This window comes from Mesorhizobium sp. B263B2A (assembly GCF_020165775.1).
Lineage (GTDB): Bacteria > Pseudomonadota > Alphaproteobacteria > Rhizobiales > Rhizobiaceae > Mesorhizobium > Mesorhizobium opportunistum.
In genome coordinates this window covers 84,258-101,895 of record NZ_JAIUIU010000014.1, presented here as the reverse complement: position 1 = coordinate 101,895, position 17,638 = coordinate 84,258, and the positions used below count along the sequence as shown (strand labels likewise).

The 17,638-nt window shown below is 59.3% G+C and carries 11 protein-coding genes and 1 pseudogene; 6 read left to right on the top strand and 6 right to left on the bottom strand.

Annotated elements, in window-relative coordinates; translation table 11 throughout:
- Positions 1–445 precede the first annotated feature (445 nt).
- The gene (locus LB568_RS21360) at positions 446–1,477 is read left to right on the top strand and encodes a class I SAM-dependent methyltransferase (protein WP_064993333.1); all 1,032 of its coding nucleotides are present in this window, start codon (positions 446–448) and stop codon (positions 1,475–1,477) included.
- 427 nt (positions 1,478–1,904) lie between these two features.
- Entirely contained in the window at positions 1,905–3,332 is a 1,428-nt protein-coding gene (locus tag LB568_RS21355; RefSeq protein WP_064993334.1) for a hypothetical protein, read from the top strand.
- A gap of 471 nt (positions 3,333–3,803) precedes the next feature.
- On the opposite strand, the gene LB568_RS21350 is transcribed toward LB568_RS21355, so the two are convergent.
- Complete coding sequence (locus tag LB568_RS21350; RefSeq protein WP_064993335.1) at positions 3,804–4,547, bottom strand: class I SAM-dependent DNA methyltransferase; 744 nt, start codon at positions 4,545–4,547, stop codon at positions 3,804–3,806.
- A gap of 1,925 nt (positions 4,548–6,472) precedes the next feature.
- Here LB568_RS21350 and LB568_RS21345 point away from each other — a divergent pair.
- From LB568_RS21345 to LB568_RS21330, 4 genes and pseudogenes are all read left to right on the top strand, one after another.
- Complete coding sequence (locus LB568_RS21345) at positions 6,473–7,381, top strand: hypothetical protein (RefSeq protein WP_064993336.1); 909 nt, start codon at positions 6,473–6,475, stop codon at positions 7,379–7,381.
- Positions 7,382–7,970: 589 nt separating this feature from the next.
- Positions 7,971–8,306, top strand: a complete 336-nt coding sequence (locus LB568_RS21340) for a helix-turn-helix domain-containing protein (RefSeq protein WP_013533370.1) — start codon at positions 7,971–7,973, stop codon at positions 8,304–8,306.
- Positions 8,299–9,543: pseudogene (locus LB568_RS21335) on the top strand (type II toxin-antitoxin system HipA family toxin). The gene LB568_RS21340 and the pseudogene LB568_RS21335 overlap by 8 nt, the downstream one beginning before the upstream one ends.
- On the top strand, positions 9,540–10,664 hold the full coding sequence (locus LB568_RS21330) for a hypothetical protein (RefSeq protein ID WP_064993337.1): 1,125 nt from the start codon (positions 9,540–9,542) through the stop codon (positions 10,662–10,664). The pseudogene LB568_RS21335 and the gene LB568_RS21330 overlap by 4 nt, the downstream one beginning before the upstream one ends.
- 967 nt (positions 10,665–11,631) lie before the next feature.
- Here the strand turns inward: LB568_RS21330 and LB568_RS21325 are convergent.
- The 5 genes from LB568_RS21325 to LB568_RS21305 are packed head-to-tail and all read right to left on the bottom strand — an operon-like array spanning position 11,632 to position 17,547.
- On the bottom strand, positions 11,632–12,054 hold the full coding sequence (locus LB568_RS21325) for an ASCH domain-containing protein (RefSeq protein WP_064993338.1): 423 nt from the start codon (positions 12,052–12,054) through the stop codon (positions 11,632–11,634).
- Positions 12,054–13,346, bottom strand: a complete 1,293-nt coding sequence (locus LB568_RS21320) for a hypothetical protein (protein WP_095790672.1) — start codon at positions 13,344–13,346, stop codon at positions 12,054–12,056. Before LB568_RS21320 ends, LB568_RS21325 begins: the two co-directional genes overlap by 1 nt.
- Positions 13,346–14,107 (bottom strand): hypothetical protein, encoded by a 762-nt coding sequence (locus tag LB568_RS21315; protein WP_064993340.1) that lies wholly within the window; start codon positions 14,105–14,107, stop codon positions 13,346–13,348. Before LB568_RS21315 ends, LB568_RS21320 begins: the two co-directional genes overlap by 1 nt.
- On the bottom strand, positions 14,108–17,230 hold the full coding sequence (locus LB568_RS21310) for a hypothetical protein (protein ID WP_140698298.1): 3,123 nt from the start codon (positions 17,228–17,230) through the stop codon (positions 14,108–14,110).
- A complete protein-coding gene (locus LB568_RS21305; protein ID WP_064993342.1) occupies positions 17,227–17,547 on the bottom strand; it encodes a hypothetical protein in 321 nt (106 codons plus the stop codon). Before LB568_RS21305 ends, LB568_RS21310 begins: the two co-directional genes overlap by 4 nt.
- Positions 17,548–17,638 lie beyond the last annotated feature (91 nt).

Here is a 17,638-nt window from a genome sequence, read left to right as displayed (position 1 = left end):
ATAACGGGTCAACATGCTGGGATTGTCGGCGATGCAGGCGCCGGTCGCTTCTCCGGTGTCGAGCTCAATCAGTGCTTCAACGCGGAGGATGCTGACGCGGGAGATCAAAGCGATCACCCCATGTTGGCGACAACGTGATCATTGCCCGGGACCGGCAAGCTCGACCAGGCGATACCGGTCAACGCGTGAGTAACTCATGTGCACATCCAATTTTGAGGTCTGCGGACTAAGTCTAACACTCCTTGCGCAGATTGTTAATTAATGTCCAGAGTGTGTTGTTTCCAAGTCGCGACCTATATTTGATTTTAGCTTAACTTTTACATTAGTACTTATTGTGATGTGATATAACTATGGCGAAGCCGGCCTGCCTCGGATGCGTCTAGTGACGGAGCCATGCGCGAAGTACCGGAGCTGTGCGTCGAACAATTCACTTGGGAAGAGCGGAATGGAACAGCGGGTGGGAGACTTTTTCAAGGACTGCGATAAGGCACCACGATTGAATGAAATGGCCGATTTCTTTTCGGCGACCGCAGCAGGGCGATCAGGAGCCCCGATCAAAGTTCCGAGCGTTGATGCGCGCCTTTTCCAAGGGGATGCGTCGCTGCAAAGCTTCACCGGCGCGCATCGCCAGATCTGGGGCCGCTTCGACCCTCACTATCATGCCAGCATTCCTTATCGTCTTGAGGAGGAGGTTCGAGTTGGCGATGCCTTCTTGCGATATGCAGACGCTATCGCGGATGAGACCCTCCCGGCTCGGTTCTATCTGCTGGGGGCCGCCGAAGGCACACTCGCTCGAACGCTTGCCCAGCTGGGTAACGGCAAGATTCAGACCCTTTCATGCAGTCCCAATAAGGAAAACGAGGAAAGCTTCTTTCTGCACGGACGGCCCGCGCATGCAACATTCTTCCTCGGCCCATTTCATCACTTGACCCGGAGCCGAATGGTTGGGACGTTGGCGCTCAGGCACTTTGCCGACGGATTCGACATCATCTTGGAGGACACCACATTTCAAATGTATTCGCCCAATCGAAAGGCGCAGATTGGCTTTGTGAAACGTCACTTGAAAGACGGTGGGATATTCTTCTTCTTCGAAAAATTTCGGCAAGACGACGACATCTCATACTTGAGCCGGGAGCTCCAGAAAGACTACGGATATAAAGCGCGCTTCTTCACTCAGGATGATATCAAAAAGAAAACTGAATCCATTCTTAAGCAAATGAACCTCAATGAGACGACGCTATCTGAAATGTCAGAGTCGGTGGCCGCGCACTTCAAATACGGATGCGTGACATGGAATTCTGGCAATTTCTACACACTTGCCGCTAGCAACAACGCGGACAATCTTCGGCGTGTAATTTCGGCGATGGCCCCACCCTGCATTCCAAATGAATACGTCTATACAGAAACCCCGGCTTCGCTGCCGGGATTGGCCTTCGAACCCCCGCCGTTCCGCCGCCTGGCAGCGTCCGGAAGCTGAGCGAAGCCGGCCAACGACCAACGCGTCCTAAAATGCCATTGTTACGACCAGTACATTCTTGGCCAGTGGCTTGCCTCCAATATCGGCAGGTACTCGTATTTCATGTCCGCGACATGGCTCGCGCTTCTTGAAACCAACAGCGTACAGACAGTCACCTCATTACTTTGTCGGGAAGGATGATCCAATTGTTACCAGCGGCGCAGTCGGCTTTATTGCGGTTCCCGTCGATCGGCCAGCGCGCATCCAAACCCTTGCAACGGGGTTTGGATTGGTTGTGTATGGTTTGACTGCACTTGCCGGCGATACGCTGTTGCCCTCGGCCGGGCTCCCGTATTTCGGAGTTGTCATCGTCGTGGTTTGGACAGTCGGTATTCTCATCTGTCCACCAAGCAAAACGGTAGCCCAACAGCCCACCGGATGACGTGTTATGAAATCGCCATCTCCAAAACCCGTCGCTGAAGCATTGGTTTGGCTTATGCCACACATCTCGCGTTACTCGACGCTTCCGACACGTGCGTATGCGCATGCCGCTTATGACGCTAAGCCCGCCGCCGCCGATCCTGTCCGTATGCATGCTCTAGAGCAGATGGAGTTACGACTTGCAGATTGTGCCTCTCGTCTGGGCTATGGGCATCAGCAGATTGAAAAACTCGGTGCACAGCTTCGAAGCCGACCGGTCATTCAGACCGGCCCACACTGTTACCTGGCTTTTGAACCCGATGCGTTCTACACGCATATCTTTAGTGCCATGGGGCTGCGCTCCCATAAAGACAGCTGGTATGTGACTCATTCGAGTTCAACTGTAAAATTCCAAGAAAGCGACAAGAAAGGCCCCGGTTGGCTGCGGCTTGGAGGTCAGCACTTCAATCTCTTCGGGCTGTCAAACAGAAAAATGGGTCGACTCAGTGTTTGCGGACGTCATGCGCCGCAGCGCTTTGCTCTGACGAGCGCCAAACAGACGAGGATCGCGAGCCAACTGGCCGCGCAATTGAAAAGAGCCCTGCCCGATGATGAGTTTCTCTCGGCCGCCGATGCTATCAAGACAGCCAATCAGAGCCTCTGGCGCCGTTTCTTCGCATCGGATCTACAGTTGTTGCAGTTCGATGATTTGGACGTGGGCGACCTAGTCGCCCAGCATCTTCGCGACCCGTCATCGTGGCTTTCGTCAACGCTGTTTGGACCAAGCTCTTTTGCGAAGAGGCTGCTCAATCATTTCGTGTCGTTTGATTGCGGCCAATGGGCCGGCTGGGCAAAGACGACAACCGACTTCTTTTGGCATTTTTTAGGGGGGCGCATATTTCCCCTGCGGCTGCGCGATGGCCTGTTTTTGAACGAAAGCGGGACCTTCTCTGTACAGTGCGCACCTGACGCGCTTCTCCAATCGTTGAACGAGCATGAAATCATACCCAGTATGCTCCTGTCATTCTTTGTAACATCGATACTCCCTGGAGTGCGGGTGCTCGGCGGCAGTCGCCAGATCGTTTACTATCCGATTATGCGCTATGCCTTGCTGTCTACTCTCTCTGAGTTTCCGTCACCTGCAAATAGTAGCTTGTCCGTCTCGCTGGGGTCTGACCAAGAGCCGAGTCTGTGGGGGCATCGCACGATCTCGCCGGGTCGAATCGATCCGTTCAGTCTTATGACCCAGCTTGGCTGCGATTTTGGGCGGTTAATCGACTGCTATGGCGAGATACCTTTGAGGGAGGCATGGGGCAGCTTGCCAGCATTCGCCGGCGATCCCCTCTGGCAAACGTTGTGCAAACGGCTTGCAAAGGAAACAGCATTGGAGGATCGCCCCATTTGGCTCGCTGGCGCTCAGCAGCCAGAACAGGATGTAATTGGACCCTCCCGTTGATCTGTGAGCGCGAAGCTGACGCCGTTCAGATTTGGTCATTTCACTGAAGGCATGGACATCGCTGTTGGGCCTTCCATCGCCGATGCGCTTTGAAGACCTGTGCGAGCCATGCGTGCGCATTGGCGATTGCCGACGGCCGAATTATGCTGACAGCACTTTCCGATCGAAGTGGCCTTCGGCGTCAGGTGGTCAAGTGCTTGCAGGAAGCCAGCGAGGTCGTTCGGCGCGCGATCGAGTTGTTAAGGCATCGGAGTTCGTGAGCCGCGCTTGTTCGCTGATGCACGTTCGCGCTTCGCGCTGCTGACTCCTACAGACCATATTGCGAATAGGTAGAACCGATCATAGACTCTTATGCCGCCAAGCTCGCTTGTTCCGCTCACATCAACCTCACGGTCGTTTCAATGAGGCTCTGCCAGGCTTTATCACCCGCCCGGGGGGGGGTTGCCTTACATTAGTTGGAGATAACTCATTTTATAGACCGGTCGTCGCTCGGCGGTAAACAGAGATATGACGTTTGGACTGTTCGGTGAACGCACCTCCTGCCCAATCTCCCCAACGCTCCGCCAGCTTGAGCCCTACGCATTCGGCCATGGTATCGAGTTCCTGATGATAGACGTAACGAACGCGATTGGGCAATCGTTTGACCGACGTACCAGAAAACCAGAGGAGGGTTGAGACCAATTTTTGGGTTAGCGGATCGTGCACATCAGCAGCGATGATCGTATTCTCATGATCCACAACGAGCGTGGAAATTTTCTGGCCGTTGACGAAACCATCCAAGGGCGGCACGCCTACATCTATCACCAAATTCCCTCCATCATCTAACGCCTCCACGGCAGATCGGAGGCAAGCTATTTGCGCTTCGCGCGTGACGGCCTGCGTGAATGTATTCCAAACGCAATACACCAAGTTGTAGCGGTGCTCCGATCTAAATCTTGAAATATCTGCCTTCCAAAACTTAATCAGGCCAGTACGCTTGGCGAGAAGGTTCAACATGCTGTCCGAATTGTCGATACCTTCGACCTTGACGCCTCGCTCGCTCAACGGCACCGCCACGCGTCCGTCGCCAATGCCGAGTTCAAGAGCACTCCCTCCGCTGGAAAATCGCTGAAGAAAGGCGACAGTCTCGCCGACCTCATCATTCTTACCTCGCAGCAATGTAAGTAGCTCATACATTGCCGACCAATTTTCGTCGTAGATGAATTCGTCAGCCATTTCTCCTCCTGTGAGATTGATTTAAAGATTTTAGCAATTACTTCGTATGCAATCGGCTCGGAAATAACGCCGCTCGTTCCGCAACAGGAAATGGTCGAAGGGTGTCGCTCTGGTCGGGCTCCGGACATCGAACGGCTCCGTTGCGGAATGAACGCCGATTCAAAATGCAAGAGCCAAGCCAATTCAAAGAGTCGGTTTAGTTCACTATATTGGCTCTTAGTCTCCGCTTCTGTCTGTTTGCAACGACACGGCTTTGTCAGGGTTCCGACAAAAGATCAGACGATTCTGGTCGCGAAAGGCGCCTCTGAGGGACACCGCGTGCGGGGAGTGGCAACTCTGGCCTGACCTTTACGTCATCACAAACGTTTTGGCCCATAACGAGGCGGTTCCTTTGAAGTCGCCGTGCCGAAGATACATCCATAGTCCCCGGCGGATTCCGATTTCAGCCGTGAGCACTTGCTCAAAAGCTTCGGTTGCACTTTGCGACTGTTCCCCATCGAGGTGCGGATCGCAGGGTTAAATCCTGCTTCCGAGAGCCGGGGGCAAGGACTCGAACCGCGTCCCAGTCTCCTGGCCCGTTCCTGGCTTGGACGAAATCGTTCTGGAGCGGCCGTGCTGCCACGGCCGTAGTGAATTCGGCCCGAGTGTTCTTGCGCCCAGTTTCCCTCTCACGAGGTCGTTTCGACGTATCCCGAATCCACCAGGAATCTCAGGGTGTAGTGATGGACTCCAAGGAAGGGGGGCGGCCTCCGTCATCGTCATGACGCCCTCCGGGTGCGGGGCCTGCGCCGCTGTGACGCGCCTCCAGCCCACGAGCACGGCACCCAGCCCGTGCCTGCCCTCCAGGAGTCCTGCGGGGGGCATTTTCCTGCAACCTCAGCACCACTCCGCTTGAATCGGCGGGTCGGGCCGGCGCAGCGCCGCACGAGATCGTCGAGGTTCGCCTTCATAAAGCGTCTGCTACAATAGACCGCTGTATTGATTGCGCTGCCCGCGAGATTGCAGCAGGCAGGTCCAGCCACCTCCGGCGAGGTCACGGCCGGGATATCAGCGGCCTCTTCGTCTGCTGCGACAGCCAATCCAATGACATGATGCATCAGGAACACGTCCACGAAGTACGCAGCGTCGTCCCGTGAAATCGGCAACATGTCTGCGGTGATTTCATTATGGATATAGGACTCGGCATCCCAAAGGGTGCGAGTCAGCTTCTCGTTGGCGGGCTCAATGCGCTTATGGCTCTTTCGAGCGCGGTGTTGGCGGCCTCGATAAGGACAGTACGGTCGGCCCCGGCGACTGGCAGGGACGCAATAACGGCATGGGAATGCATGACGAACTTTTCATTCTGGAGTGGCGGTCTCTTGCCTCAGCATTTCGGTCGCCATCCCGACGCTGGTTTTTGTGGGGTGGCTCGTCGAAGCGCCGGCGCCACCTTGTGCTCACATGCGCGGCCGCAGGATACGCGAGAATTCGGCAGATTTAATCAAAGAGCACGGCAGCGCCAGGGACAGAACGGTGTCGGCACAGTAGGCGAAAGGGCGATCTCGAGCTTTAGCTCCCCGCACGAAGCGGTCTGGAACCAAGCCTGATCTCCGGAGCCGCCGTCGCGCGTCCCGCCATGCGCAGGCGCGCGCAGTCCGCAAGGGCTTGAGCGGAGCGTCCCTTGCGGACGAGCACGGCTGGGCGAGAGACAGAGCGCGTCGGAGGCAGCGGGTTCAGGCGCCTGATCCTTGGTGAGTCCAGAGCGTCTTCTTTGGTCGACCGCTCGGCCGAAACGCCGTTCCTGGGGTGGCAACCTGGCCCTACCATCTCGAAAGCAGGGAGCTAACGGGATAGGCCTTCCGGTTTAGGCACGCGTTGTCTGGTCGGCGGATAGATGAGTGTTCTGATGTCTGCTAAGATCGAAACCAAGAGTCGAGGGGGCGACAATGGTTGAAGTGTTCCGCGGAAGGGGCGGTAAACTCGAACACGAAGGGGCCGCGCTCGGTAGAATCCATGCGCAGGCAAATCACCGGAAGGCGTTGGGGTACTGGCTCGGGTTCTTGAAGGGCGTGATGGCCAGCGAGCGGGTCGAGAGCGCGGAGATGCCGCCACTCAGGGTCGAAGCTGAGCAGTTCCTGTCCCTTCTTCACGACGACGATGCTGCCGAGCTCATTCGCGATCTGGATGTGTGGGGTAACGCGCCCGAAGAGATCTACGCCATCCTTGAAACAATAGTCGGCATACGCTCGCGGGAGTTTATCGCCGCTGACGAGAAGGACGAAGTCAACGAGTTCTACGGGTTCTGTGCCGGTATCGCCTGCGACAACTCCATCACGCCCGCAGAGGTCGAAAGACTGCTGTCCAGGTTGGACTCGAGTGTGGTCCTGCAGAGAGACAGCCGCGTGGCGTCTCTCGGAGAAACTGCCAGAAGGTCTATTTCTGACCGTCGCATAACCGCCGAGGAGGCAGAAGACATATGCGGGTGGATTGCCCATCTTGTCGGCGACAGCGCGACAGATACGGGGCTGCCTACCTTCGGCAATGTGGGTGTCATTGACGGCGCCTTGGAGGATGCAAGCCGGCTCGTAATTCCGAGTCGGATGTTCGTCCTCACGGGAAAATTCGCCATTGGCCCGCGAAAGGTAATCGCTGAGATGATTTGCGAACGCGGCGGTGATTGGAAGGAAACCGTCTGCGGCCAGACCGACTACCTCGTCGTCGCGGCCGAAGCGTCTCGGGACTGGAAGCACAGCCATGAAGGCACGAAGATCATAAGGGCAATGGAGCTTCGCGAAAAGGGAGGTCGGCCGGATCTGGTTCTTGAACCGATGCTGGCCAAAGCGTTGGATTTCTGACCGCCTCCATCCGGCGAAGGAAAACCTATTATCTTGGAGGTGCGGCTTCAGAGCATGGTCGCGTCGGAGGCGCGGAGCCTGAATACCCGAGCCTTAGTGGATCCTGATACGGGTCTGGGCGCTCGCCACCTTTCTTGACAGTTTTTAAGGCGGGCAGCGGCCGCACCTGCACGAACAATATCTCCCACAGCATCGCGGCACGGTCGTATCTCCCACAGCATCGCGGCACGGTCGTGCTTCACTGGTTCACCCGAAGCAAAAGCGAGGCTCGATGTGCGCCGATGCTATGCTATTTCTCCGTCATGCCGAGATGACCCGTTCGCATCGCGGCCGCTCTCTCGCCTGCACTTGCCCAGATCGACCGCATAGTGACGGAGACAGACGCTCCTTTCACTCAGGTCGTCCGAACGAGCTTCGATGACGTGATGACCACGCTCGCCGCGATCGCCGACGACTGGGGGGTCCCGTCGATGCCGTCACGACGGCGGTAATAGAACTTCGTTCTCCATTGAGATGAGGCTTCAAGGGCTAGATGAATTGTAGTCTTCGTGCTACATAACGGACCAATCTGTAGCGCGAAGGTGACATAATGCCCACTCCACACAACCCTCCGGCTGCGGTGCGGCGCGTGCTGCGCAAGCTTGGGGCTGACATTCATGATGCCCGTCGACGCCGACGGCTGCCGATGGCGGTGGTAGCCGAGCGCGCCTTCACTTCTCGCTCGACTCTGCAAAGGGTCGAAGCCGGGGACACCAACGTCAGCGTCGGCATCTATGCCGGCGTCCTGCAGGCCCTCGGCCTCCTTGAGGGCCTGGGCCAGGTCGCCGACATCAGCAACGACAGCGTCGGTCAGGCGCTCGCCAGTGCCGACCTGCCCAAGCATGTCCACCTCCAGCGGCCAACCGGATCGTCGCGCGATGGCTGACTTCGAGGTCCATATCGATTTGGACGGCCGCACACGCCCGATCGGACTGGCGAGGAGCAATCGCGTCCGGGGAACCGAGACCATCCTCTTCGAGTATGACGGAGCATGGCTTGAGGATCCGGACCGCTTCTCGCTAGAGCCAGCTCTTGCTTTGACCCGCGGAGCCTTCGCCCCCCCTGCAGGTCTTGTGACTTTCGGCTCCATCGGCGACTCAGCGCCGGATACCTGGGGCCGGCGCCTCATGCAGCGCGCCGAACGCCGCCTCGCCGACCAAGAAGGCCGCGCGGTTCGCACGCTTGTAGAAAGCGACTACCTGCTCAGCGTCGCCGACGAGACGCGACTTGGCGCCCTCCGCTTCCGCTGGGTCGGCGAAGAGATTTTCCAAGCGCCGATCCGCACGGGCGTTCCTGCTTTAATCGAGCTTGGCCGTTTGCTCCAGATCACCGAACGATCCTCCGAGACGAGGAAACGGATGAAGACTTGCAGCTCATCTTTGCCCCAGGCTCCTCCCTGGGCGGTGCCCGACCGAAGGCCTCGGTTATCGACCAACATGGTCACCTCTCCATAGCGAAATTCCCGAAGGAGACCGACGACTACAGTATGGAGACCTGGGAACAGATCGCGCTGCGGCTGGCCGGCCAGGCAGGTATTGCCACGCCTCAACACGAGCTGATCGAGGTCGCCGGCAAGCCAGTCATGTTGTCGCGACGCTTCGATCGTGACGGTGCGAGCCGCATCCCGTTCCTGTCGGCGATGGCGATGATGGGCGCCAAGGACGGTGAGCGCGGCAGCTATCCGGAGATCGTCGATGCCCTTGCTCAACACGGCGCCCAGGGGAAGACGGACGCGCATGCCCTCTATCGGCGGGTCGTCTTCAATGTGCTGGTTTCCAATGTCGACGACCACCTCCGCAATCACGGTTTCCTATGGCTGGGAAAGGCGGGGTGGTCTCTCTCGCCGGCATACGACCTCAATCCCGTCCCGACAGATCTCAAGGCCCGGGTGCTGACGACGAACATCGATCTCGATGAGGGCACCTGTTCGCTCGATCTGCTTGAACGCGTCGATATTTTTCGCGCTCACCCTGCCGCAGGCCCGCGCGATTATCAAAGAGGTCGCGACCGTGACAGCGACCTGGCGCGATACAGCCAAGGCGGTCGGCGCTCGATCGGCGGAAATCAGCCGAATGGCCAGCGCTTTCGAGCATGACGATCCCAAGCTGGCGCTGGCGCTATGACGAGGACCTTCCTCCACAATTTCGATCCGCCAACATTCAGCCCTGTCGCGGGCGCGACCGTCGACCTCGACGTCTCGGAGATCGAGGACGCCGGGATTCGCGAAGTGTTGCAGACGCCAGGGGCTGCATATGGCGCGTGGTCTATCCTGGACGCGCTGTTGACGCCAACCGGCGCGGGTACGCCCTTCATCTTCCGGGAACCGCTTGGGCAAGCCCGCGAGGTGAAGGTCGCGCTATCCGGCTTGTTCGGCCGCTTCGTTGCCCGCGCCTATCTGGAACGCTACTTCAACCTTTCGATCTTCGCGCATCTCGGCAGCCGCATCATCGACCTCGATCGCCGCCGGCAGGTCAAAGTCACGCGCTTGTCCCGCGGCGATCTGCCCGACTGGATCGCCTGCGCATCCGACCTGTCCTCCTTGACCGTGGCCGAAGCGAAAGGTTGCCACGATAATGGCGGCCCGGCCAAAGCGTTGAACCGCGCCTGGGCTCAGGCCGGACGGATAGATATCACCGCTGGAGGCCGCAAGATCACAGTGAAGCGCATTGCCATCGCGACCCGCTGGGGGATGGCGGCGCCAAATCCGACGGACGCCCACCTCTCAGTCCGCGATCCGATCGATGAAGGCGAGCCGATCAAGCCGGAGGAGAAAGACGCGCTCTTCATCGGGCTTCTCCGCCTCCATATCGCCAATCTCATCAAGTCGCTTGGGCACGCTGAGCTAGCCAGTGCGCTTCGCGGCCTCACACACCAGCCGTTCGCGCGAAGACTCCAAGGGGATCTCCAACGCGCCCGAGCGCTGCTGGATGCCACGTTGGTGAGAGAGCTGGAAAAGGCCACGACCATGGGCGGACTGATCGGAGGGATCGTCACCCGTGCCGGACCCGTCGCTGACACCGACGTTGCGCCCGCCGATCAGGAGGCGCTCGCTCGCCTCAATCTCCGGCCGGTCTTCGTCGGCATCGAGCGCGATCTCATCCGTGCCGCTATCGACGCGGAGCTGCAAACCGTTCGCATCCGCCTGACGCAGATAGGGGGTCCCGATGATTTTTCTCGGCCTGACCGCGCTGGCGGCTGGATCATCCCGATCGGTGAGGAGCGACGCATCAGAGGAGGCAACTGATCCGGTGACCACCGAACATGAGCATCGTGGGGAAACGGCCGGCGACACCAGACACGGCACGATTAGGCAGAAAGATGGAACGCAGGAGACTGAACGCGGCCACGCCGCGCTGATGCCCACTATCACCACCGACAGGGGACGAAAATTCAGATCGTCTGCCGAAACGTATTCGGCCCCGTCCGGTAGTGTCGTATACCGATACGCTGGGGAAGGCCGCGCCTTGAGGCCAAAATGGCGGCCGCCCGGGTTCAGGCTAGATACGAAGCCTCGGAGGCTGACATCAGTTATCCGAGGAGTTGTATCGCCAGGCCCCGCTCTCTCCGCCATATTATCAATAAAATCAAAAACTTAGAGTAAACTTCCGGAATTTACCCGCCAAAACGCCCATCATGCGGGATGCTATTGATTTAGACGGCATGAGACATCCGGCCGGGGTGTCCCATCGAAAAATACGATTCGGCGCGATCCCACCAATGGCTCAACCTGGATGCAATCCGATTTGGGCTGCTGGGACTAGCCGCTCTTGCCACAAGGACCACGACGATCTGCTGCGCCCCGGTTCGTGTTGTCACCGGCGTAGAGCGGGAGGACAAATTCGGACTCGACCACTCCGGTGAGGTCGCGCAACTCCTTCCCAGGTTTGTTCTCTTGGGCGCTTCTTGAAGACTTTATCGCAGGCACGCCTAGTGAAGATGCGGGTTGCTCCTCGACTACGAACGCCATGCGCTCGCGCCCCGTGTAAATGCTGGGGCGTAAGGGGACCATGAGCGTTTGCGATCAACTTCTGCCCTGCAGAGCCCGAGATTTTCGATCTCAAGCCCTTTCATCGCATCGCCTGTATAGGTCTACGCCGCGGGCTTCTCGATAGGCACCAGGAACGGCCATTGCGGTGGCCAGCGTCCGAGGCGAATTAAACGACGGAACCGGGGTTTGCGCTGCGCCAAAAGCAGGCGTGACGGTCCGCGTGTCAGAATTCCATGGCCTGTCTTGCGTTCTCCGAAACTGGGAACAACTTGAGACTGCCGCTGGCATCTACTGGCCGTTTCAACCGGCGGACATGCCGAAAACGCCAGCCAAAGGCTTCGCCTGGCATAGGGCCAGGCACCATATGCTCCGACCTGAGACGGCTCCAGCTGGCATGGGTGAACAGTTCGACGTTCACCAGCTCGGCCACGCCGACGAACCCACCCAAGTAGCTTGCGTCGATATCGGGATATCGAAACAGGGCTTCCAGCTCCGGCTTCTTGCCGGTGTGCAAGATCAACGGCCCCCGGAAGTCGGTCGGCCAGCTTCTCACTTCGATGGTTTTGCGGCCCAGCAAAATCAGTTCCGCCCAGGGCTGCTTGATGCTGAGTGCTACAAGAAAATTCGGTAGGCCGATAATGGTCATCAAGGCACCGGAAACGTCTCGATCAACTCGCGGGCGAAGCGTTGCTCGATGTCAAAAATCTCTGCCATCGTCAGCTTGCCCTGGGAATGTGTAACCGCCTCTCGCACGATCTGCGGCGCTTCGAACGCGAAGCGCTCGGGTCCATAGGACGATGCGGTGAGCTTTCGTGCCCATGCCAGATAAGCGTCGATATGGATACGCGCATCGCCGTCAGTGAAGTGCGGGTCCTTTTTGGATGTCAGATCGACCGCGTGCGGGACATCTCGGCCGCGCAAAGCGGTTCTGCGCACCGCGCAGGGAATGCAAAGTCCGCATGGTTGACCGATGCGCTTGGTAATGGCGCCGAGCACCTGGCGCGACGCCAGGTTCCAACAGGTCTCGGTTTCGAGGATGGCCTTATCGAACCGCTTGGCACCAAGATGCGCCTTCATCGCCTCGGCGGCTTCGCGTTTGGTTGTGGTCAAAAACGGGTTCTGAACCGACAACGGTTCGCCGAAGAGGTTTGAGAACAGACCGCTCGCCAAGGTGTGCAGCATGGGATGTGCATGGCGGGTCATCCGATAGGTCGCCGCCGGTGGCATCGCGATCGCCAAAGGGCCGTTTTCGAACTGGAGCAACGTCGTGGCGCCATAGGAACGCGCGACCAACGCGCCGAGCGCAAGGAACAGGAAAGAGCGATATTGAAACTGCCCGCCGATGCGTCGTCGTCCATTGGACCACGTGCATCCTACCTGGACATGGCGTTTGAAAGCGAATTGATCGGCCAACTCCGTTTGCCTTGCCTTGGCGCCATAAAAGGAAGCGAGCGCAGCGTCGGTGTCGTTGCGGCGCAGCCAGTCCAGCCCGCTGGTGCTGTCGAGGCCCGCCGAAAACAACGCGGTGGTCTGAACGCGATCTGTGTGTGAGCCATTCAACGAAAGCCGATCGAGCGCGTTCGAGGTCTTTCGCTTGGAGACCGCGAACGTCCATTCAGCGTTGCCCAATAAGCGCAGGATCGCCGTTAGGGCTGCATGGGTTGCGGTCGTCCATGCTGAGGGTTCGCGCACCGAAACAGCCACCTTTACCGATCGAACGCGCTGGCTCGAAATACGCTTGGGAATATAGCGCTCCACTTCCCAGACGAGGCGCGCCACTTCCAGGAGATCAAGCGCTCGGGGATCGAGCCCAAGCGGACCGAGGCCGGCCGCGTTGTGCCACTGGATGCTTGCAAGGTCGAGGTCGATGACCTGTGTCTCCCGCCGCGGCGCCTTGACGATCTCGATATGGGCGGGAATGGTCCGAGGCGTGCTCATCATCCGATTACCAGTTTCGAATAGTTGGCACCTATGGTCGCCAGCAGATCGCCGCTGGCAGCCTTGCGGGTGCGGACGAATTTCTCCTCAAAGCGTTGCTGGATAGCGGCGGCGATCGTATTGGCGGCGCGCTCGACCGACAACTCCGACGCCCCGAGGTCTATGCAGGATTCACCGACAATGCTTTTGGCAATGATTTGCCCGAGAAAGCCGCGACGAATGTCATTCGGGTCGGCGAAGCGGGTCCGATCGAAGGCCACTTCTACCGCTGCCGCATCGCCTCGTTCGGCCACCGCCAGGTTATCGCCCGCAAGGGCGGTTGCAAGAAACGAGCGAAACGCCAGACCGACGCGGTCGATATGCCTTTCATCGACGGCGTCGCCATGCTCGCGCAAAGCTTGGTCAATCGCCACGTCGCAATAGGCGGTGATCGATCCTGAACCTTTGGCAACGCCGCTCTGATCCAAGATGCCAGACCATCTTTGCCCTTGCATTGCCCTGCTGAGTTCTATCAACCTGTCGAGCAGTGTGGTCGCAAAGGGGTCTTGAAATAGCCCCGCCATGAAGCCCGCGCGTCCTCGTTCGCGTAGCAATGCATTGATCTCGCGCGTTAGTCGTGCCTGATCGCCGTCGGCCGTCAGCATTCGTGCGATGTCGCGCAGATACGTGATGGCCCGCAACAGGGAACCGCCCGATCCTGCCGACCCGGCGCCTCCGCCGCCGAGCGAGCCGCTGCCGCCCCCAAATCCCCCCGTTCCCATTCAGATCCTCCCTTGCCAGATTTCTTCGGCGGTCCCCCGCTTCCACGGCTCGGGCACCTTGGCGGCCAGGGGGGATTCTAGAAAAGCGGCCCAAACCGTCCCCCCGGACGCGGTGAGGACATCCAGGCCGGCATGGGTTTTTGCCGCGCGCTGCGCGTCTTCGTCTCCTGTCAGCCCTGGCAGGCGTCTGATGTCGGCCACATTGTCCTTGAGCAGCTCGATCGCGGTCTCGCGATCCGGCGCGCCCCTTGCTGCCAGACAATCCGCGCAATCTATGCGGTTCCTTATGACAACCCGTTGCGCCCAGGCATGCTCGAACAAGCGCAATGTCCGAAGCCTGGCGCGCGCATCGTCCCAACTGAACCGGCGATGACCGGTGCGCATCTCGTTCCAAGCCAACCTGTCCGCCGCGATGGCTGCGAGAAGCGGATAGCGGCGTTGCGCCTCGCCATCGGACAGTCCGGCTAGAATAAGGGCAGCGGTCTGATCGTCATTGGCGGCCTCCGCGATGCGTGCCCTAGTGTAGCGAAGTTCCATTTCCACTTCAGCAAGGTGAAGCGCTCGGGCCACCTCGAGGCCCTGCTGAACAAGTGCTTCGGCGCGGTCGCGGATAACCGGATCGAGCGGACGCATGGCTGGATCGAGAACGCATTCGGCAGCATTGCGGCTGGCCGCCGCAAAGAGGTGCCCGAAGATTGGATTCGCGAAGGCTGAGGGCCCGACCTCCTTGAGGATCGTGTCATAGACCGCAAGCGCGCCATCATAGTCATGATCAAAATACTGGCTGATGCGGGCAAGGTTGTTGCGATACTGTGACAACTGGACGGCGGCATCGGCGATACCAGCGTCGACGGCCGCCTGGGCTTCGGCCACCGCTGCCGCAGCCTCGCGGCGCATCGCTTGTTGCGCTGGCGGTTGCGTGGCGTCAGCCTTGAAACACTCCGACAACATCGCATGTTTTCGCGCCTTTTCGACAGGCGTGGAAAAGTTACGGCCGCTAAGCATGGTGCGGACCAGTGCGAATTGCTGCAAGACAATGGCGGCTTCGCAGATTGAGAACCACGGGGCGGCGGCGAGCTCGTCGACCAAGACGCGGCTTTGCGTTGCTTGATCAAACAGTCGTGCCCGATCCGAGATCGACCAGCCAGCGCCAGCCGCAAGCCAAGCGGCATTGATCGCTTCTGCGGCCTGACTTCCCTCTCTTAGTGAAGCATAGTGACGAACAACTTCGACCAGCGCGCCGAAATCGTGCTCTACCGGCCGATCAAGCAGCATTGTTATGCAGGAGCGATGGGCTGCATCAACTGTTTCGGACGGCAACAATCGCAGCATGGTGCGCCGAACCGTCTCTGCAAGCACCCGTTGTCCTGCAACGCGTACGCAAAAGGGATCGAGCCGGGTAAGTCGGGCTGCTTCCACGCCAGTTATGCGCCCGACATCACCCATGGCCAGCGCCCGCTCGGAGACGCTCAGGATAGCCGACACCAATGGCTCCGCGCGCACCGCGGCTTCGATCTCTTCGTTGGCCATGTCCATCATAAGCTGATCGATCGCCCATTGCCGGGCCGCGTCAGGGACAGCGGAACCTGCGACTACCACCGAACTCAGCGCCGCCGCAGTCACAAGCACGTCCCATGCGACCGCTGAATCGGGAACTTCCCCCAGCAAAACGACAATGTCGGGGATTGCAAGGAGTCGGGCAAGCCCGTTTAGACCTGTGTCCCGAATGGCGGCAATTGCCTGGGCGATCTCGCGATCATGGTGCCGGGGGTCAAGCTGGCGAAAGGCGTCCTCAGCCCACAACCGCAGGCGTTGATCAAAAGTCGCGCCTGAGCGTGGCAAAACCGGAACGACCGGCCGACCTGTATCACGACGCAGGGCTGCGCCAACTGAAAGCAGCCGCGCGCGCGATCCCGGATCGATTGACGCGGAACCGGTTACCGCAAAATATCGACCGGGCCGGGTCCAGGTGCGGGCGAGCGCCGACGACGTCTCATCGATCGGAGCCACCCCGTTTGCAAGCGCGGGAAGTTCGTTGGCGCCTGACAAAAGACGCACTGCCACCCAGGACGCCGGAAACGCTGGCTCGTCACCCCAGCTGACGGCGTCCACGGGCTCGCTAAGCGACCAGACGGCGGGCGCGGCGTAGTCCATCCGGCCGTCAGAGATCACATCGGCGTTGAGAGCCGCAGCACGGCTAACGGCGGCCGCCACCTCCAAAGGCTCTCCCGATGCGAAAGATCCCAAAAGCGCCTCGATCATGATGCGTGCCGCGCGCACGCGGATACGCGAGCGCATGGCGAGGACCGAAATACCCCCGCTTTGGCGCAGCGCTGTTAGCGCCGCACCTCCCTCGACACTTTGGGAGGTCTGCTCATCATGTTCGCCGAGTGAGCAGGCCCAGAAAATCCAGAACGGCGGCGCCGAATGAGGTGTTGGAAACAATCGTTGCGCTAGCGCGGAAACGGCCATCCAGCCGTCGTCGCCATCTGCCGTGCGCAGTTGCGGCGCGGGTGCCCTTTGCCCGATGCCGAAGAAGATGACCACATTCGGCCTCAACGTCCGTGCCAGCGCCACTGCTGCGTCGAGGTCATCAGCGCGAAGCTGGAGCAGGTCGTATTCGTCGATACGGCCGCTCGCGGTAGCGGCTGCCGCAAGGGTTTCAGCAAGGAAATCATGGGCTGCTTGCGGGTCAAAAGCGCGTTCGGGTCCTGGATGCCCGACCAATGCAAGCACTCTCATACGTTCCGGCACCGCCGCGAACCCGAAGCTGCGATCATCATCGACAGTCCGCACGGGCGCGAGCTTGTGGCGGTTGAGCGGACTGATTTCCGCCTGGAACGCTTCCCACGGGACGGCGGATTCCCTGGCGCCCGCGCCGATCCTTAAGAAGAGCGGTTCGCGATCCTCAAACATGCGTTCGTCGAGCGCCGCGGCAATCTCGCCTGCTGGAAAAGCAGACCTGAGTGCCAATCTGGAATCTCGCGACCAAAGGTCGAACGGGCGGTCCAGGAATGGCAGCCGCAACCAGGGAAGCCCAATGTCGCGATCCGGACCTGCACCCGTCAATCGAATGAAGCGCCGAAAAAGGTTTGACGGGGAGGAAGCTTCAGCGAGCTTCACGAACCCCACCAGGTGCGAATCTGGCGTATCAGGCTCGCCTCGTCCGCGCCTCCCAGATGCTTCTCCTCAGTCTGTCCCACGACCTGTGTGAGGAGTGCGAACGAACTGGCTCCGTAGGCCAGCGCTTCCTGAGCGGTTCCGGCATGAGCCGCTATCGACGCGACCGCACCGATGATCGCCAACAACACCACACTGAACCAATAGTAGCTTGATTTGATATATGACGGCGTCGACTCAAAGCGCTTGCGAATGGCCTTGATGATATCCGGCAGAATGCCGCCGACGGCGCCCAGCGCTGCTGTCTCGATGATCCCCATAAGCTCCCTCCCAGCTAAACATCCTCTACTATATCTTCGGCACTCTGACCAGCAATTTAAGTCTCAGTGGCGCTGTGTATTAATGCTGTGT

What these genes read in the sequence shown, in the direction of transcription:
- LB568_RS21360 (WP_064993333.1), top strand. Translation starts at nt 446, where the DNA reads ATGGAACAGCGGGTGGGAGACTTTTTCAAGGACTGCGATAAGGCACCA.
- LB568_RS21355 (WP_064993334.1), top strand. Translation starts at nt 1,905, where the DNA reads ATGAAATCGCCATCTCCAAAACCCGTCGCTGAAGCATTGGTTTGGCTT.
- LB568_RS21350 (WP_064993335.1), bottom strand. Translation starts at nt 4,547, where the DNA reads ATGGCTGACGAATTCATCTACGACGAAAATTGGTCGGCAATGTATGAG.
- LB568_RS21345 (WP_064993336.1), top strand. Translation starts at nt 6,473, where the DNA reads ATGGTTGAAGTGTTCCGCGGAAGGGGCGGTAAACTCGAACACGAAGGG.
- LB568_RS21340 (WP_013533370.1), top strand. Translation starts at nt 7,971, where the DNA reads ATGCCCACTCCACACAACCCTCCGGCTGCGGTGCGGCGCGTGCTGCGC.
- LB568_RS21330 (WP_064993337.1), top strand. Translation starts at nt 9,540, where the DNA reads ATGACGAGGACCTTCCTCCACAATTTCGATCCGCCAACATTCAGCCCT.
- LB568_RS21325 (WP_064993338.1), bottom strand. Translation starts at nt 12,054, where the DNA reads ATGACCATTATCGGCCTACCGAATTTTCTTGTAGCACTCAGCATCAAG.
- LB568_RS21320 (WP_095790672.1), bottom strand. Translation starts at nt 13,346, where the DNA reads ATGAGCACGCCTCGGACCATTCCCGCCCATATCGAGATCGTCAAGGCG.
- LB568_RS21315 (WP_064993340.1), bottom strand. Translation starts at nt 14,107, where the DNA reads ATGGGAACGGGGGGATTTGGGGGCGGCAGCGGCTCGCTCGGCGGCGGA.
- LB568_RS21305 (WP_064993342.1), bottom strand. Translation starts at nt 17,547, where the DNA reads ATGGGGATCATCGAGACAGCAGCGCTGGGCGCCGTCGGCGGCATTCTG.